The sequence below is a fragment of the Nocardiopsis kunsanensis DSM 44524 genome (genome assembly GCF_000340965.1).
GTDB classification, from domain to species: domain Bacteria; phylum Actinomycetota; class Actinomycetes; order Streptosporangiales; family Streptosporangiaceae; genus Nocardiopsis; species Nocardiopsis kunsanensis.
Window position 1 is genome coordinate 13,826 of sequence record NZ_ANAY01000014.1, and the last position, 13,402, is coordinate 27,227.

At 70.2% G+C, this 13,402-nt stretch carries 11 protein-coding genes; 5 read left to right on the forward strand and 6 right to left on the reverse strand.

What is annotated here, in order from left to right; translation table 11 throughout:
- Positions 1–24: 24 nt before the first annotated feature.
- Complete coding sequence (locus D456_RS0111160) at positions 25–1,056, reverse strand: M29 family metallopeptidase (RefSeq protein ID WP_017576266.1); 1,032 nt, start codon at positions 1,054–1,056, stop codon at positions 25–27.
- 300 nt (positions 1,057–1,356) lie between these two features.
- On the opposite strand from D456_RS0111160, the gene D456_RS0111165 reads away from it, so the two are divergent.
- Positions 1,357–1,881 carry a MarR family winged helix-turn-helix transcriptional regulator gene (locus D456_RS0111165; RefSeq protein ID WP_017576267.1) on the forward strand — a complete coding sequence of 175 codons (525 nt, stop codon included), beginning with the start codon at positions 1,357–1,359 and terminating at the stop codon, positions 1,879–1,881.
- A gap of 380 nt (positions 1,882–2,261) precedes the next feature.
- Positions 2,262–3,086, forward strand: coding sequence for a peptidoglycan recognition protein family protein (locus D456_RS0111170; RefSeq protein WP_017576268.1), 825 nt, complete (start codon positions 2,262–2,264; stop codon positions 3,084–3,086).
- An 85-nt stretch (positions 3,087–3,171) separates the two neighbouring features.
- Here the strand turns inward: D456_RS0111170 and D456_RS23990 are convergent, their stop codons facing one another.
- Both D456_RS23990 and D456_RS0111180 read right to left on the reverse strand, forming a co-directional pair.
- Entirely contained in the window at positions 3,172–3,930 is a 759-nt protein-coding gene (locus tag D456_RS23990; RefSeq protein ID WP_083904559.1) for a YqjF family protein, read from the reverse strand.
- Between the two features lie 143 nt (positions 3,931–4,073).
- Complete coding sequence (locus tag D456_RS0111180) at positions 4,074–5,327, reverse strand: cytochrome P450 (protein WP_017576271.1); 1,254 nt, start codon at positions 5,325–5,327, stop codon at positions 4,074–4,076.
- A gap of 379 nt (positions 5,328–5,706) precedes the next feature.
- Between D456_RS0111180 and D456_RS0111185 the strand changes: the two genes are divergently transcribed.
- Complete coding sequence (locus D456_RS0111185) at positions 5,707–6,693, forward strand: adenosine deaminase (RefSeq protein WP_017576272.1); 987 nt, start codon at positions 5,707–5,709, stop codon at positions 6,691–6,693.
- Between the two features lie 19 nt (positions 6,694–6,712).
- Here the strand turns inward: D456_RS0111185 and D456_RS0111190 are convergent, their stop codons facing one another.
- Positions 6,713–7,963: a hypothetical protein gene (locus D456_RS0111190; protein WP_017576273.1), complete on the reverse strand. Its 1,251-nt coding sequence runs from the start codon at positions 7,961–7,963 to the stop codon at positions 6,713–6,715.
- A gap of 400 nt (positions 7,964–8,363) precedes the next feature.
- On the opposite strand from D456_RS0111190, the gene D456_RS0111195 reads away from it, so the two are divergent.
- Entirely contained in the window at positions 8,364–10,424 is a 2,061-nt protein-coding gene (locus tag D456_RS0111195) for an acyltransferase family protein (protein ID WP_204366773.1), read from the forward strand.
- Positions 10,425–10,466: 42 nt separating this feature from the next.
- Here D456_RS0111195 and D456_RS0111200 read toward each other — a convergent pair whose 3' ends face one another.
- Both D456_RS0111200 and D456_RS0111205 read right to left on the reverse strand, forming a co-directional pair.
- On the reverse strand, positions 10,467–10,829 hold the full coding sequence (locus D456_RS0111200) for a fluoride efflux transporter FluC (protein WP_017576275.1): 363 nt from the start codon (positions 10,827–10,829) through the stop codon (positions 10,467–10,469).
- A complete protein-coding gene (locus D456_RS0111205; protein WP_026115768.1) occupies positions 10,826–11,242 on the reverse strand; it encodes a fluoride efflux transporter FluC in 417 nt (138 codons plus the stop codon). The genes D456_RS0111200 and D456_RS0111205 overlap by 4 nt, the downstream gene beginning before the upstream one ends.
- Before the next feature lie 507 nt (positions 11,243–11,749).
- On the opposite strand from D456_RS0111205, the gene D456_RS0111210 reads away from it, so the two are divergent.
- Entirely contained in the window at positions 11,750–13,381 is a 1,632-nt protein-coding gene (locus D456_RS0111210) for an Hsp70 family protein (protein ID WP_017576277.1), read from the forward strand.
- Positions 13,382–13,402: the final 21 nt, after the last annotated feature.

Sequence of the window (13,402 nt, forward strand, 5' to 3'; positions counted from 1 at the left end):
GTGCGCGGCGGTGCCGGCAGGGGGTCAGCGGCGTCCGGTCGGACGCATCTCGGGCACGGTGATGTCGCCGTCCACCACGATCGGCTCGTCGTCCAGGTAGAGGCTGCAGTTGCGCATCGGGATGTCGAAGTGGCACGGGGTGTCGTTGGGCCCGCCCAGCTCGTTGTTGGGTCCGATGGAGAACATGACGTTGCCGTAGAAGGAACGCAGCTCCATGCCCATGCCGCCGGGGAACTGCGTCAGGCCGTGCCAGTGGGCGCGCTCGTCCAGTCCCCAGCCCACGTGCGACATCCCGTAACCGCGCGGGTCGTCGAAGGAGGCGATGTAGGAGGACAGGAGCTCGGCGTCCAGGCCGCCGCTGATGTCGGTGATGAAACCCTTCTCGATCTTCAGGGTCACCGGCGTCTGCACGTAGGTGTTGAACGGCAGCAGGACGTCGCCCGGGGAGAGCACGATGGTGCCGTCCACCCCGTCGTCGGCCCCGCCGGTGAAGACGAAGGCGGCCGGCCAGTGGTCCCAGCGGCCGGGGGTGTCGGTGTAGCCGTACTCGCTCATGGTCGGGTACACGCCGAGCTTGTAGGTCACGTCGGTGCCGGCGGGGCTGGTGATGCGCATGGTCTTGGCCTTGGACAGCAGCTCCGCGCCGTACTCGACCCGCTCGCGCAGCTCGCGGGTGGGCATCAGGCGGGACAGCAGCTCGGGCGGCTCGACCACGGTCAGGATGCGGGTGTCCGCGCCCTGGATCTCGAACTGCTCCTTGCTGAAGAGCAGGAAGGTCAGGTCGATGAGCATGTCGGACTGCTTGAGGGCGTCGACGGCGACCTGGTTGCCCGCCAGGCCGGACTGGCCGACGGCCCACGCGCCGCCGTCACCGCGTGCGCTGGGCAGGCGCATGTGGAAGGTGTTCGCACCGAGTTCCTGGGCTGCGAAGAGGAAGGCGTCGGCCAGGTCGCTGCGCTCCTCGCCCTGGGAGAGCACCGCCACGGTCTCGCCGTCGCGGACACCGCTGAGGGACAGCTGGCGCACGCACATGTCGTTGAGGTTGTTCTGGTCCATGACTCCTCCAACCGCGGGTGGTTTCCGGTCGTGGCCACGGGGAGAGCCGTGGCCACCCACAGATCATCAGTACTCAAACAATCCGTATGCTGACTATCTACTGTGATCGGACACACGTCAAGTGGTTCTGTGTAAAGTTCGGTTCGCGTGATGTTTCCGTGGCGTTCGGTGAAGGCCGCGGATCGATCGTTGCTCCGCGCGGTATAGGGTCGCCCCCGGCTCGGCCGCGGAACACTGCGCCGTCCGGGCTGCCGGCCCGTCCAACCCGGCAGCAAGGCCGTACACCGAAGGAGACGAACAGTGGGAGACAGCGACCGGACGGACCACGCACGCGGCCGTACGGACGGGCAGGACCAACCGCGGCAGGACATCCCCCCTGAGCTTCTCACCGCGCCCGGATACCTGGTACGGCGCCTCTTCCAGAGCTACACCGCACTGTGGGGAAGCGTCGTGGACTCCACACTCACCGGACCGCAGTTCGCCGTGATGCGCGCGATCCGGCGCACCCCCGGGGGCGACCAGGGTTCACTGGCCTCCGCGGCAGCGCTCGACCGGTCCACCATGGCCGATGTCGCCCGCAGACTGGACCGCCGCCAGCTCATCGAGCGCCGCACCTGCACCAGTGACACACGGCGCAAACTCCTCTACCTCACCCCCGAAGGGGAAAGGATCCTCGCCGAGACCGCAGCACACGCGGCCCACCTCGACGAACTGCTGCTGGCCGAGTTCTCCCCGGACGAGCGGACGCAGGTGGTGGAGGGCCTGCTCAGCCTCTCCGAGGCCTGGGAACGGCTGGTGGAGGAAGGCCCCTCCGAGAGCAGCTGAGAACTCCTCGACCCGCACTCTAAAAGGAGTGGCTCCCCGGCACAATGGCCCTGCATTCCGACAGCCGCCCCCGAGGAACACCTTCCTTCCCTCGAATTCATACAGCCCGTGGCAAGACACCGTCGCCCGAATGGGCAAGGAAGTTCGACTCCCGCACCACCCGCTGCCTGCGGTTACCGACCCGAGGCCGCCCACAGCACAACAAAAGGTACCGGATACATTTCGGCCCGAGGTGACAAAAACAACGGGATCCCCCTTTGCATACGCACAGTAAATGCAACGGATCCACTCGATCGATATCTCGCGGTTACAGACAAGAACGTCGACGCCCTGTTACATTTCTTGCGCTCGGAATTCCCCCGTGTCCATTGGACGGAAAAATGTCACGCGACAACGAGAACCGCCCCCACCTGCTCTCCCGACGCGGCATGCTCCTCACCTCAGCGGGTACCGCCGGCGCCGTGGCTCTGGGCGGACTCGCCTCCCCCGCACACGCACGGACCTCGGCCACCAGCGCGCCGTTCCCCACGATCCACAACCGCTCCGCCTGGAACGCCCGTGCCCCGCGCAGCACCCCGGGGACGGTTTCCGGCGCACCGACCTACATCGTGGTGCACCACACCGCGACCGCGAACCAGACCGACTACACCCTGGCCCGCGCCTATTCACTCTCGCGCGGCATCCAGAACTGGCACATGGACAACAACGGCTGGATCGACAGCGGCCAGCAGTACACCATCAGCCGCGGCGGCCACATCATGGAGGGCCGTTCCGGCTCGCTGTTGGCGGTCGACGGCGGCTACCACCTGGTCGGTACCCACGTGGCCAACTACAACGGTGTCGCCGTCGGTATCGAGAACGAGGGCACCTACACCTCGACCTCCCCCACCAACGCGCTGTGGAGCTCGCTCATCGAGACCTGCGCGTGGCTGTGCTACCACTACAACCGCCCCACCAGCGCGATCGTCGGCCACCGTGACCTGCAGTCCACTCAGTGCCCCGGCGACCGGCTGTACAGCATGCTGCCGACCCTGCGCAGCGACGTCGGCAACTTCCTCAGCAGCAACAACATGGAGCTGACCGCCCCGGAGCTCTCGGGTTCGCAGATCCCCCCGTACCCAGAGGTTCCCGCCGACGAGCCCGTGACGGCCTACGAACACGGCCCCGCACTCGGAACGGACGACATCAACGCACACGAGGGGTGAGCCCCGGGGCCCGGTCCGCGCCCGCACTGGTGTGCACCGGCCGTGGAACGGGCCGGGCCCCGGCCGGCCGGGGCGGCGTCGGGCTTCACGGAGTGATCGGCAGCAGAAAGCACGAAACACCGGGTGACCACAGCACCGAGGCGGGTTCCCGCGTCACCGGTTCCACGCCGGCCGCGGCCAACAGGTCGCCGTCGTGGTGCAGGAGCTCGGCCCGGTGCAGTGGCCAGGGGCGGTGGCTGATCCTCAGCCACCGCGTACGCCCCAGATGACGGGCGTGCAGTCCCCAACGCGCGGTCAGGAAGCGTTCCAGGGCACCGTGCTCGTCCAGGGCCTCCCCCACACTCAGGGACCACGACCCCCGAGCCGTTCCGGGGAAGCGTCGCCGGACCGCGCCCGCACGGCGACCGTGCGGGCCGCGCTTCAGGGACAGGTCCGACCAGATGTAGGGAAGCCCCGTCACGGCACGGGCGGAGGCGACGACGGGAACGGAGTCGGCGTCCATCGTCAGGAACACCGTCCCGCGGCGCCCGTGGTCGTCGACGGAGTACAGGCGCACGTTCACCTCGTCGAATGCTCCGGTGGGCGCGGTGCCCGCGACCAGGGAGCTGGTCACCCGGAAGGCGACCAGCCCTGCGTAAGTGGCCCCGTCGAGGGTGTCGGGCCGGGTGCCCGCGGGCAGCAGCGGGGCCACTGCGGCAGGATCCACCGGCCAGTGCACGAACGCGACGTCCACCCAGGACTGTCGGAGCAGGGCCGGTCCCGGCATCGGGGGCGGGACCGGGGACAGCGTTTCCCCGGGCGGAACCGTCGCAGCCCCGGGGGTGGCGCGGGCAGGGGTCTCCATGGGCCCATCATGCCGCTCGTCCGCGTCACGACGGCGCAGGACACCAGGCGTCCGCGACGACCACGGCACGGTCGCTGCCGCGGTCGGAGACCGCGATGCCGCTGACGGCGGCCGTTCTCCGCCGGACGCGGCCGGGTCCGAGCTCACCGGGACCCACCGCTGACGATCAGGCCGCTGCGGGGCAGCGCGGGCATCGCACGCATCGTGTAGGTCAGGTCCTGGGCCGGGACGGTGTAGTCGGCAAGGCTCAGCAAGCGCACCATCGTCTCCACCGTTGCGATCGTCAGCCGCTCCCCCGGGCACCGGTGTCCCGTCTCGTAGGGCCCGCCGCCCTGGGGGACGAGGTCGTAGGCCGTCGGTTCCCTGTCCACGAAGCGTTCCGGGCGGAAGGAGCCGGGCTCGGACCACGACCGGGGATCGTGGTTCGTGCCGTACAGGTCGAGCAGGACCCAGCTCTGTTCGGGGAAGGCATAACCGCGCCAGGTGAAGGGACGCACGGAGCGCCCGCCGATGAGCGGGAAGAACGGGTAGAAGCGGCGGACCTCCTGCACGAACGGCTCGAGCCGGGACAGGTCCCCGCGTGCGAACTCCTGTCTCCACTGCGGGTGCTGCCACAGGGCCAACGCGGCGAACACGACGAACCGGGCGTTGGCGACGATCGGTCGTACGACGTTGAGCAGCTCGACAGCGGCGACCTCGGTACTGAGCGGGCGCCCCTCCTCCGTGTGTCTGGCGATCAGGTCGGCGGGCCTGCCGGGCCGGGGTGTGAGGTCACCCGACCGGATGAGCGCGATCACCTGGGCCGCCCACCGTTCGCTGCGGCGCCGGATCATCCGCGCCCACGCGTTGTGCGGACCCGTCGTCCCGGCGTGGTCGACCATCGCCGAGAGCTCCTGTGAACGCAGACGGACCTGGTTCTGTGTCGCGGGCAGTCCCAGCCAGCGCAGGGCCGCCTCGGTGAGCATCCTGTTGAGTTCCGTGTACAGCTCGATCCGTTCACCGGCCGCGATCCGGGCCGCGCGTGCCTCCCAGACCTCGGCCAGCGTTGCGGTGAAGTCCCGGATCCCGTCGGCTTCCAGCAGCGCGAGGAACAGGCGCTTGCGCTCCGCGTGCGCGTGGCCGTCCAGCATCTGCACGCTCCCGTAGTCCTGCAGCAGATGGACGACGGTGGGCGGCATCGCGTCCTTCCGGCTGAACAGGCCGCTGCCGTAGAACAGCTCAGCGGCGCCGGCTCCCCGGACGCAGAACGCCCGCTTCAGCATCAGCCGGGTCCGGAACACGTCGGTCTGCAGGCGGTCGCAGGTCGAGGAGATGAAGACGTAACCGTCCCGGAGCAGGGACAGGCTCGCGTCGGGTACGCGTGTTCGGGGAATGCCGGACAGATCCTTCGTGGCCATGCTGTGCCCTCCGTCGAGGTCCTCGCCTTTTCCACGGGGGTACCCGCCCGCTACCCCCACCTGCGCCGGTCATGCGTGATCGAGCAGATGGGCGGGCCTGTGCGCAGGTGTGCCGGAACGGCCGGGGCCCGGTGGCGGGGAGCACCTGGCTCGGGCACGAGTGCGGTGTCCTCGTGAAGGTCCGGTCCCCACCGTTTTTCGACAGAGGGAGCGGGGCGGTGCGGCACGCCGGCCCCCGGTGCGTGCGCACTCTCCCGAGGCCGGGCCGGACCGGGACGGGATCACCGGGTCATCGGCCACCGGGGCGACGGCCACACGACGGGATCAGTCACAATAGCCACTAACCACCTCAAATCGACCAGAGAGATCATTCGTGCACATGCCGATCCCCAAGGCCGAACTCCATGTCCACATCGAGGGCACCCTCGAGCCCGAACTCGCCTTCGATCTGGCCCGGCGCAACGGCATCACCCTCCCCTACTCAGAGGTCGAAGAACTGCGCGCGGCCTACTCCTTCAGCGACCTGCAGTCCTTCCTGAACCTGTACTACGAGCTCATGGACGTGCTGCGCACGGAGGAGGACTTCCGCGACCTGACCCTGGCCTACCTGGCCCGCGCGGCCTCCCAGGGCGTCCGGCACGCCGAGATCTTCTTCGACCCGCAGGCCCACACCAGCCGCGGGGTCCCCTTCGAGGTCGTCCTCGAAGGGATCACCTCGGCACTGAAGACCAGTGAGGACGAGTACGGCGTCTCCACCGCCCTCATCCTGTGTTTCCTGCGCGACCGCCCCGCCTCCGAGGCCATGGAGACCCTCGTGGCGGCCCGCCCCCACCTGGAGCACCTCAGCGCCGTCGGCCTGGACTCGGCCGAGGTCGGCCACCCGCCGTCCAAGTTCACCGAGGTCTTCGACGCCGCCGCCCAGCTCGGGCTGCGCCGTGTCGCACACGCCGGGGAAGAGGGCCCGCCCGAGTACATCCGCGAGGCGCTGGACCTGCTGGGCGCCGAGCGCATCGACCACGGCATCCGCTGCCTGGACGACCCCGACCTGGTCACCCGCCTGGCCGAGTCCCGAACGCCCCTGACCGTGTGCCCCTTCTCCAACGTGCGCCTGCGCGCCGTGGACACCCTGGACGTGCACCCCCTGCCTGCGTTGATGGAGGCCGGGCTGCTGGTCACCATCAATTCCGACGACCCGTCCTACTTCGGCGGCCACGTCCACGACAACTTCCTGGGCGTGCAGGAACACCTGGGGCTGAGCAACGAGGACCTGCGCTCCCTGGCACGCAACTCGTTCACGGCCTCGTTCCTGTCCGAGGAGCGGCGTTCGGCCCTGATCGCCGAGGTCGACGCCTACAGCTTCGAGTGAGGCGAGTGGCGGCCGGGTCTCAGAAACCCTCCCGGACACGGCGGGCGACCTCGGTGTAGCCGGCCTTCTCCAGGGCGTGGAGCTGGCTCTCGGCGAACTCCTCACGGGCGGCGCGCTCAGGGACCGCGTCGATCAGGCCGCGCAGGATCGCGACCTGGACGTCCTCCTCCGCGCTCTCGGGGACCGACTCGGCCGGCCACCAGTAGCTCTCGTAGCCGTGGTCGTCGACGTCGCTCCCGGGCCCGGGGCCGGTGAAGACCGGTTCCTCGGGCATGCCGTGGACGGGGTCGAGGTAGACGTAGTCGTGTTCTCCCCCGGACCCGCCGGGTTCGGAGAGCGACTCGAACCGGGACCGGGCTCCGGCCCCGGGCTCCCCCTCGGGGTCGAGGGGGCCGGGGCTCTGCCCGCTCCACGGCTGCGGGTCCGGGTCGGCGGGCACGGTGCCGTGGCCGCTCCACGGCCGCCGACCGGTCCTGGTTCCCCCGCTGCGCGGCGGCGCCGTGCGCTCGCCCCACGACCAGGGGTGGTGCGCCGCGCCCTCGCCGCGTGCGTCGTCCCCGCGGCGTCCCGCCTCCTCCTGGAGTCCCGCATCCTCGCGGTGTGCCCCGCCCATCGGGGCGTGGCCACGTTCGGTCTCCTGGAGAGCGGAGCGCAGGCCGAGGTCCTTACGCAGGTTCCTGAGGCGGGCCAGGCGTTCGGCGTCCTCCTCGGGAAGCCGCAGCCGTACCTGTTCGGCCCACACGACGATGCCGGTCGCGGTCACGGCGCTCTCGACGGCGAGGTGGGCGCCCAGGTCGCACTCGGCCCGGGCGTGGTCGCGCGGCCGGGTACGGGCGACCTTGGCCGCGGCACGGGCCACGACGTCGCGGACCGCGGGGGCCAGGGGGTTGCGCACGGTCAGGTCGACGTGGCCGGACCAACGCCAGTGCACGACGGCGGAGAACTGCAGGTCGTAGTCGGCAGCGGCCGTGGACAGGGCGATCTCGCCCACGCGCGTGCCGTGCGCGGGGCCGCCGGCGTAGGGGTGGGAGGCCTCGTCGCCGACGGTGGGGCCGTGCACGTGGGCGGGGCCGCCCGCGTGCCGTTCGCGGCGGTCCGGGGCGCCGCTTCGCCGGCCGGGCCGGTCGATGGTGACGCGGCCGCCCACCAGCAGGAACCCGGCGCCGGCCATGACGAGGGCCGGCCACAGCAGCGTCCAGGGCCCCATCAGAGGGTGGAGCACGGCGGGTACGACGACCACGACGGTGGCCGCGAGGACCGAACCGGCCACGGCGGTGCGTGCGTCGTTGAGGGAAATGGTCGCGCCCTCCTCTCACGGCGGGACCGGGAGCACGGCCACGGAACGTGGGAACGCCACCGCTCCGTGTGTGCGCCCTGGGGGCTGGGGAAGTTCCCGGGGCCGGGGCGTGAGAGAGGGCCGCCGGGGGTCTGTAGGCCAGTCTGCCGGAGATCTGGAGCGGTCGTGTCACGAACGGACATGACAGCGCAGATCCGGAAGAGCCTCACACGTGCACCCCGCGCCCCCGCGCCCCTCGCACCCCTTCGTGCCCGGCCTGCGGGAGGCGCGGTCGGCGAACGCCGCACCAAGCCCGGGTGAGCATTCGGTGAGAAGACGCGGGAGGGTTCCGTGTCGCCTTGGAAATGACCCTTTGTGTCGGGACGATTGCCCGATGCGACCACTGTTCGTGCGGCCTCCGACGCCATCCACACAGAACGGAAGGGACCACGGCGCGAGTGCGGCCCGGGCCGAACGCCGATTCCGCCCCGAGGTACAGGGGCTGCGTGCTGTCGCGGTGCTGCTGGTCCTCGTCTACCATCTCGACCCCGACCTGGTTCCCGGCGGGTACGTGGGCGTCGACGTGTTCTTCGTGATCTCGGGTTTTCTCATCACGTCCCTGCTGTACCGGGAAGCGGGCGAGCACGGCCGGATCTCCATCGCCCGCTTCTACGTGCGCCGTGTGCGCCGGCTGCTGCCGGCCTCGACGGTGGTGCTGCTGGTGACCGGTGCGGTGGCGCTGGTGTTCCTGCCGATCACCCGCCTGAGCGAGGCCGCGTGGCAGCTGATCGCTTCGGCCGCCTACGTGGAGAACCTGTACCTGGCACAACAGGCGGTGGACTACCTGGCCTCGGACGCCCCGCCCAGTCCCGTCCAGCACTTCTGGTCGCTGGCCGTGGAGGAGCAGTTCTACCTGGTGTGGCCGCTGCTGTTCATGTTGTGGGCAGGGGCTGTACAGCGGTGGCGGACCACCCCCAGGGTTCTGGTCGCAGGCCTGAGCGTGTTGTCGGTGGTCTCGCTTGCGCACTCGGTGGTGCACACGGCGCAGAATCCGGCAGCGGCCTACTTCCTGCCGACGACCCGTGCTTGGGAGCTGGCCGTGGGCGGACTGGTCGCGGTCGTGCTCGCGCACCGGGCCCTGTCCCCGGCGGCACGCGCCCCGCTCGTGTGGGCGGGCCTGGCGGCGATCGGGGTCTCCGCGCTGGCCTACGACGACGCGACCGCGTTCCCGGGCTGGACGGCGCTGTTGCCGGTGCTGGGCAGTGCGGCGGTGATCGCGGCCGGGCACACGCGGACCCCGCTGAACACGGCCCCGGCGCAGTTCTTCGGCGACATCTCGTACTCGCTGTACCTGTGGCACTGGCCGTTGATCGTGTTCGCGCTGACGTGGTCGGGCTCGGCGTCCTTGGGTCTGTTGGAGATGGTCGCCGTGGCGGCGGCCGCGGTCCTGTTGTCGTGGTTGACGAAGGTGTGGGTGGAGGACCCGGTACGCGAACGCGGGCTGATCCCGGGCATCCGCACGGCCGGGGTGATGGCCCTGAGTGGGATCGTGGCGGTGTCTGCGGTGGGCTTCGCCTCGCTGGCCCGGGTGCAGCAGTTCTCCTCCGTGCCCTTCGACCCGCGGGTGCACGTGGGCCCGGCGGCGCTCTCGCAGGGCAGTGCCTCCAACGGCGCGGAACTGTACCCGCCGCTGGTGGAGGCCGAGGAGGACAATCCCCAGCTCTACGAGGACGACTGCCAGGGCCAACGCAGGGACGTCGAACCCCGCACCGATTGTGTCTACGGCGACCCCGACGGCGAGTGGACCGTGCTGGTGGTGGGTGACTCCCACGCCGCCCAGTGGGTGCCTGCGCTGGACAGGGTCGGGGACGAGCGCGGCTGGCGGGTGGTCTCGCTGACCAAGTCGGCGTGTGCGTTCACCGCTGTACCGGTGCGGTGGAACGACGGCTCGGACTACGAGGAGTGCGAGCAGTGGAACGCTGCGGTGATGGAGGAACTGGCCGGGATGGAGCCGGACGTGGTCTTCTCCAGCGCATCCAGGAACGTGACCCCGCAGGACCCGGGCGACGACGCCGCCGGCGTACTCGCCGACGGGTTGGTCCGGCAGTGGGAGGAGGCCGCCCGGCACACCGACCGGTTGGTGGCCATGCGCGACACCCCCGTCACCGACCGGGACGTGTTCGAGTGCCTGGAGGAGCACAACGACGACCTGTCTCAGTGCTCAGTGCCCCGCGAGGTCGCCTTCGAGGACGTGGACCCGCAGGTGCAGGCGGCCCGCGCCATGGAGGACGACGTGCACCTGCTCGACATGTCGGACCTGTTCTGCGGTGATGACCGGTGCGCACCGGTCATCGGGAACGTGGTGGTCTACCGCGACTACCACCACATGACGGCCTCCTACTCGCAGATGCTGTCGGAGGAGTTGGCCGAACGCATCGAACAGGTCACCGGTTGAGAGGCCGAGGCGGTCGGCGGCGGGGCGCGGCGCAGGCCCGGGTCAGCTCACGACGGCGCTGGTGACGGCCAGGCCGACCCAGGCCGAACCGGTCCCCAGAGCGAGGCTGACCAGCACGTACACCGCTGCCCGGCGCCCGGTACCGCCGCGTGCCAGCTGCACGGTCTCGAGGGCGAAGGTCGAGTACGTGGTCAGCGCGCCACAGAACCCGGTGCCCCACACCGCCATGGCCTGCGGGGACAACGGCAACCCGAGGAGCGCGCCGAGCAGCAGTGATCCCGTGGCGTTGACGGCGAGCGTGCCCCAAGGGAAGGCGGCACCCAGCACACCGCGTAGTGCCAGGTCGACGAGGAACCGGACGGGGGCGCCGAGCGCGGCGCCCACGGCGACGGCGAGTGCGCTCACGGGTCTCCTCCTTGCAGGATCCGGTGGGTCAGGGCCGAGGCCGCCCAAGCAGCCACGAGCGCGCCGGCCAGGGTCAGCGAGAGGTGGGCCAGCGCAGTTTCGGGGGCACCGCGTTCCAGGGCTGTGACCACGTCCATGGCGTAGGCGGAGAAGGTCGTGTATCCGCCGAGGAAACCCGTACCCAGGAATGGCCGCACCCAGGGGTTCCGAGGAATCCGGTGCGCGAGGACCTCCACGAGCACGCCGATCAGCAGGCTGCCGGTGACGTTGATCGCCAGGACCGTCCAGGACATCCCCGCTACCGGGGACGGCCAAGCCAGGGTCAGCCCGTACCGGGCCGCGGCGCCGAGCGCTCCCCCGGCGGCGACGGCACCGGTCAGAGCCCACAACGGGGCTGATGTCGCGGAAGGCATACCCCCACTCTGCACCCGGGCCGGAACCTGCCGCCACGTGGTCCGGGCCCGCGCATTCCCGGCAGAGCATTGCGGCCGGGGTTCACGCGTGTACGTGGTTCGGGTCCTGCTGTCACCGCCCTCGGCGGTTGTCAGTGCTCTCAGGAAATACGGGCCGGTGTTGGCGCCCGAAGGAGCGCCGGCACCGGTGGCTGCAGGGGCCGGGTCCGGCTGTTGCTGCCGCAGGCCACCCCTTCTTCACATTCCACCCCTCCCTCACGTTCCGGGGAAAGCAAGAAAATACATTTGCCCCGAATCATCCGCACCTCCGAAGAACATCCGATAACACCAATTTCGAAACACCCTTTTCCCGAGGAGCGCAAAGAATGGTCCGCACGGATATATGATCTGGCCCGGGAAACGGTGCCGAAAGGATCCGTGGAACCCGGTCCCCGGCCCCGGTCCGTGGCACCGCCCGTCGTCCGCCCGGCACGGGTGTGCCCGCGCCGCCGTGACCAGGAGGGTCCATTGAACACGTACGGAATCGACCTCGGCACCACCTACTCGTGTGTGGCGGCGGTGGACGACACAGGGCGCGCGCACATCACCAAGAACGCTGCGGGCGAGGACACCACCCCGTCGGTGGTCTTCTTCGAGTCACCCACCAACGTCGTGGTCGGTGAGGAGGCCAAGAACACCGCGCTGCTCCTGCCCGATCAGGTGGTGTCCCTGGTCAAACGGCAGATGGGCGAGCAGGCGCGGTTCGAGTTCCACGGGCAGGAGCACAGCCCCGAGACCGTCTCGGCGCTGCTGCTCCGGGAGTTGGCGCGTGCGGCCGGCGAGCACGAGCGGGCCGAGGTGGAGGAGGTCGTGGTCACCGTCCCGGCCTACTTCGGGGTGACCGAGCGCGAGGCCACCCGCAGGGCCGGGGAGATCGCGGGGCTGCGGGTACTGGACGTGGTTCCGGAGCCGGTGGCGGCGGCGCTGCACTACCAGAGCCTGGACTCCGGCCGGGGCCCGCGCCACCTGCTCGTCTACGACCTGGGCGGGGGCACCTTCGACACCACGGTGATCCGCGTCGAGGACAACGACGTGCGGGTGGTGTGCACCGACGGCGACCACCGGTTGGGCGGTGCGGACTGGGACGAGAAGCTCACCGACCACCTGTTGGAGCGCTTCTCCGCGCAGTACCCGGAGACCGACCCGGGCGGGGACGAGCAGTTCCTGCAGGACGTGTCGGCGGCCGCCGAGCGCCTCAAGCGGTCGCTGACCGTGCGCGAGAGCGCGCGGCACAACCTGCGGTTCGCGGGGTCGGCAGTGCAGGTGGAGCTGGGGCGGAAGGATTTCGAGGCGCTCACCTCCGACCTGTTGGAACGCACCCTGTCCATCACCGAACGCACCGTGGCCACCGCGCGCGAGCGGGGCGTGGACACCTTCGACGACGTGCTGCTGGTGGGCGGGATGACACGGGTCCCGGCGATCACGGAGGCGTTGCGGGAGCGGTTCGGTTTCGAGCCGCACCTGCACGAACCCGATCTGGCGGTGGCCAAGGGCGCTGCTCTGTTCGCTCTGGTGCGCCAGGTCAAGAACGTCATGGACGGGGCGCAGGAGGACCCGGGAGCGGTACGTGAGCGTGCCGAGCAGGTGGGCCGCCGCCTGGGGCTGACCACCGCGGAGGTGGAGCGTATGGCCGACAAGACGGTCACGGGTGTGTCGCCGCGGGCGTTCGGGGTGAAGACCATCGACAGCGCCGACCCGGTCTACGAGAACGACCCGCTGTCGGCCCGCCAGTACGTCAGTCACCTGTTGAGCGCCAACACCCCGCTGCCCGCGGTTGCGCAGGAAGGGTTCGCGACGGTGTGGGCGGAGCAGGAGGCGGTGCAGATCGACGTCTGGGAGCAGGCGGGCTCGGTGGTCTCCGAGGAGCTGGAGCACAACGCGCAGATCGGGGACGCGCTGTTGAGCGGGTTGCCGCCGAGCCCCGCCAACACCCCGTTCCGGGTGGAGTTCCGCCTGAGCGAGACGGGGTTGCTCAACGTGCGTGCCTGGGAGCCGGAGCACGGCAGCCAGGTGCGTTTCGACATCCGTATCGGCGGGATGAGTCGGCAGAGCCTGGAACGTGCCCGTGACGCCGTGGGGATGATCCACACCTCCGGTTGACCGGCGTGAGGGGAGGGACGG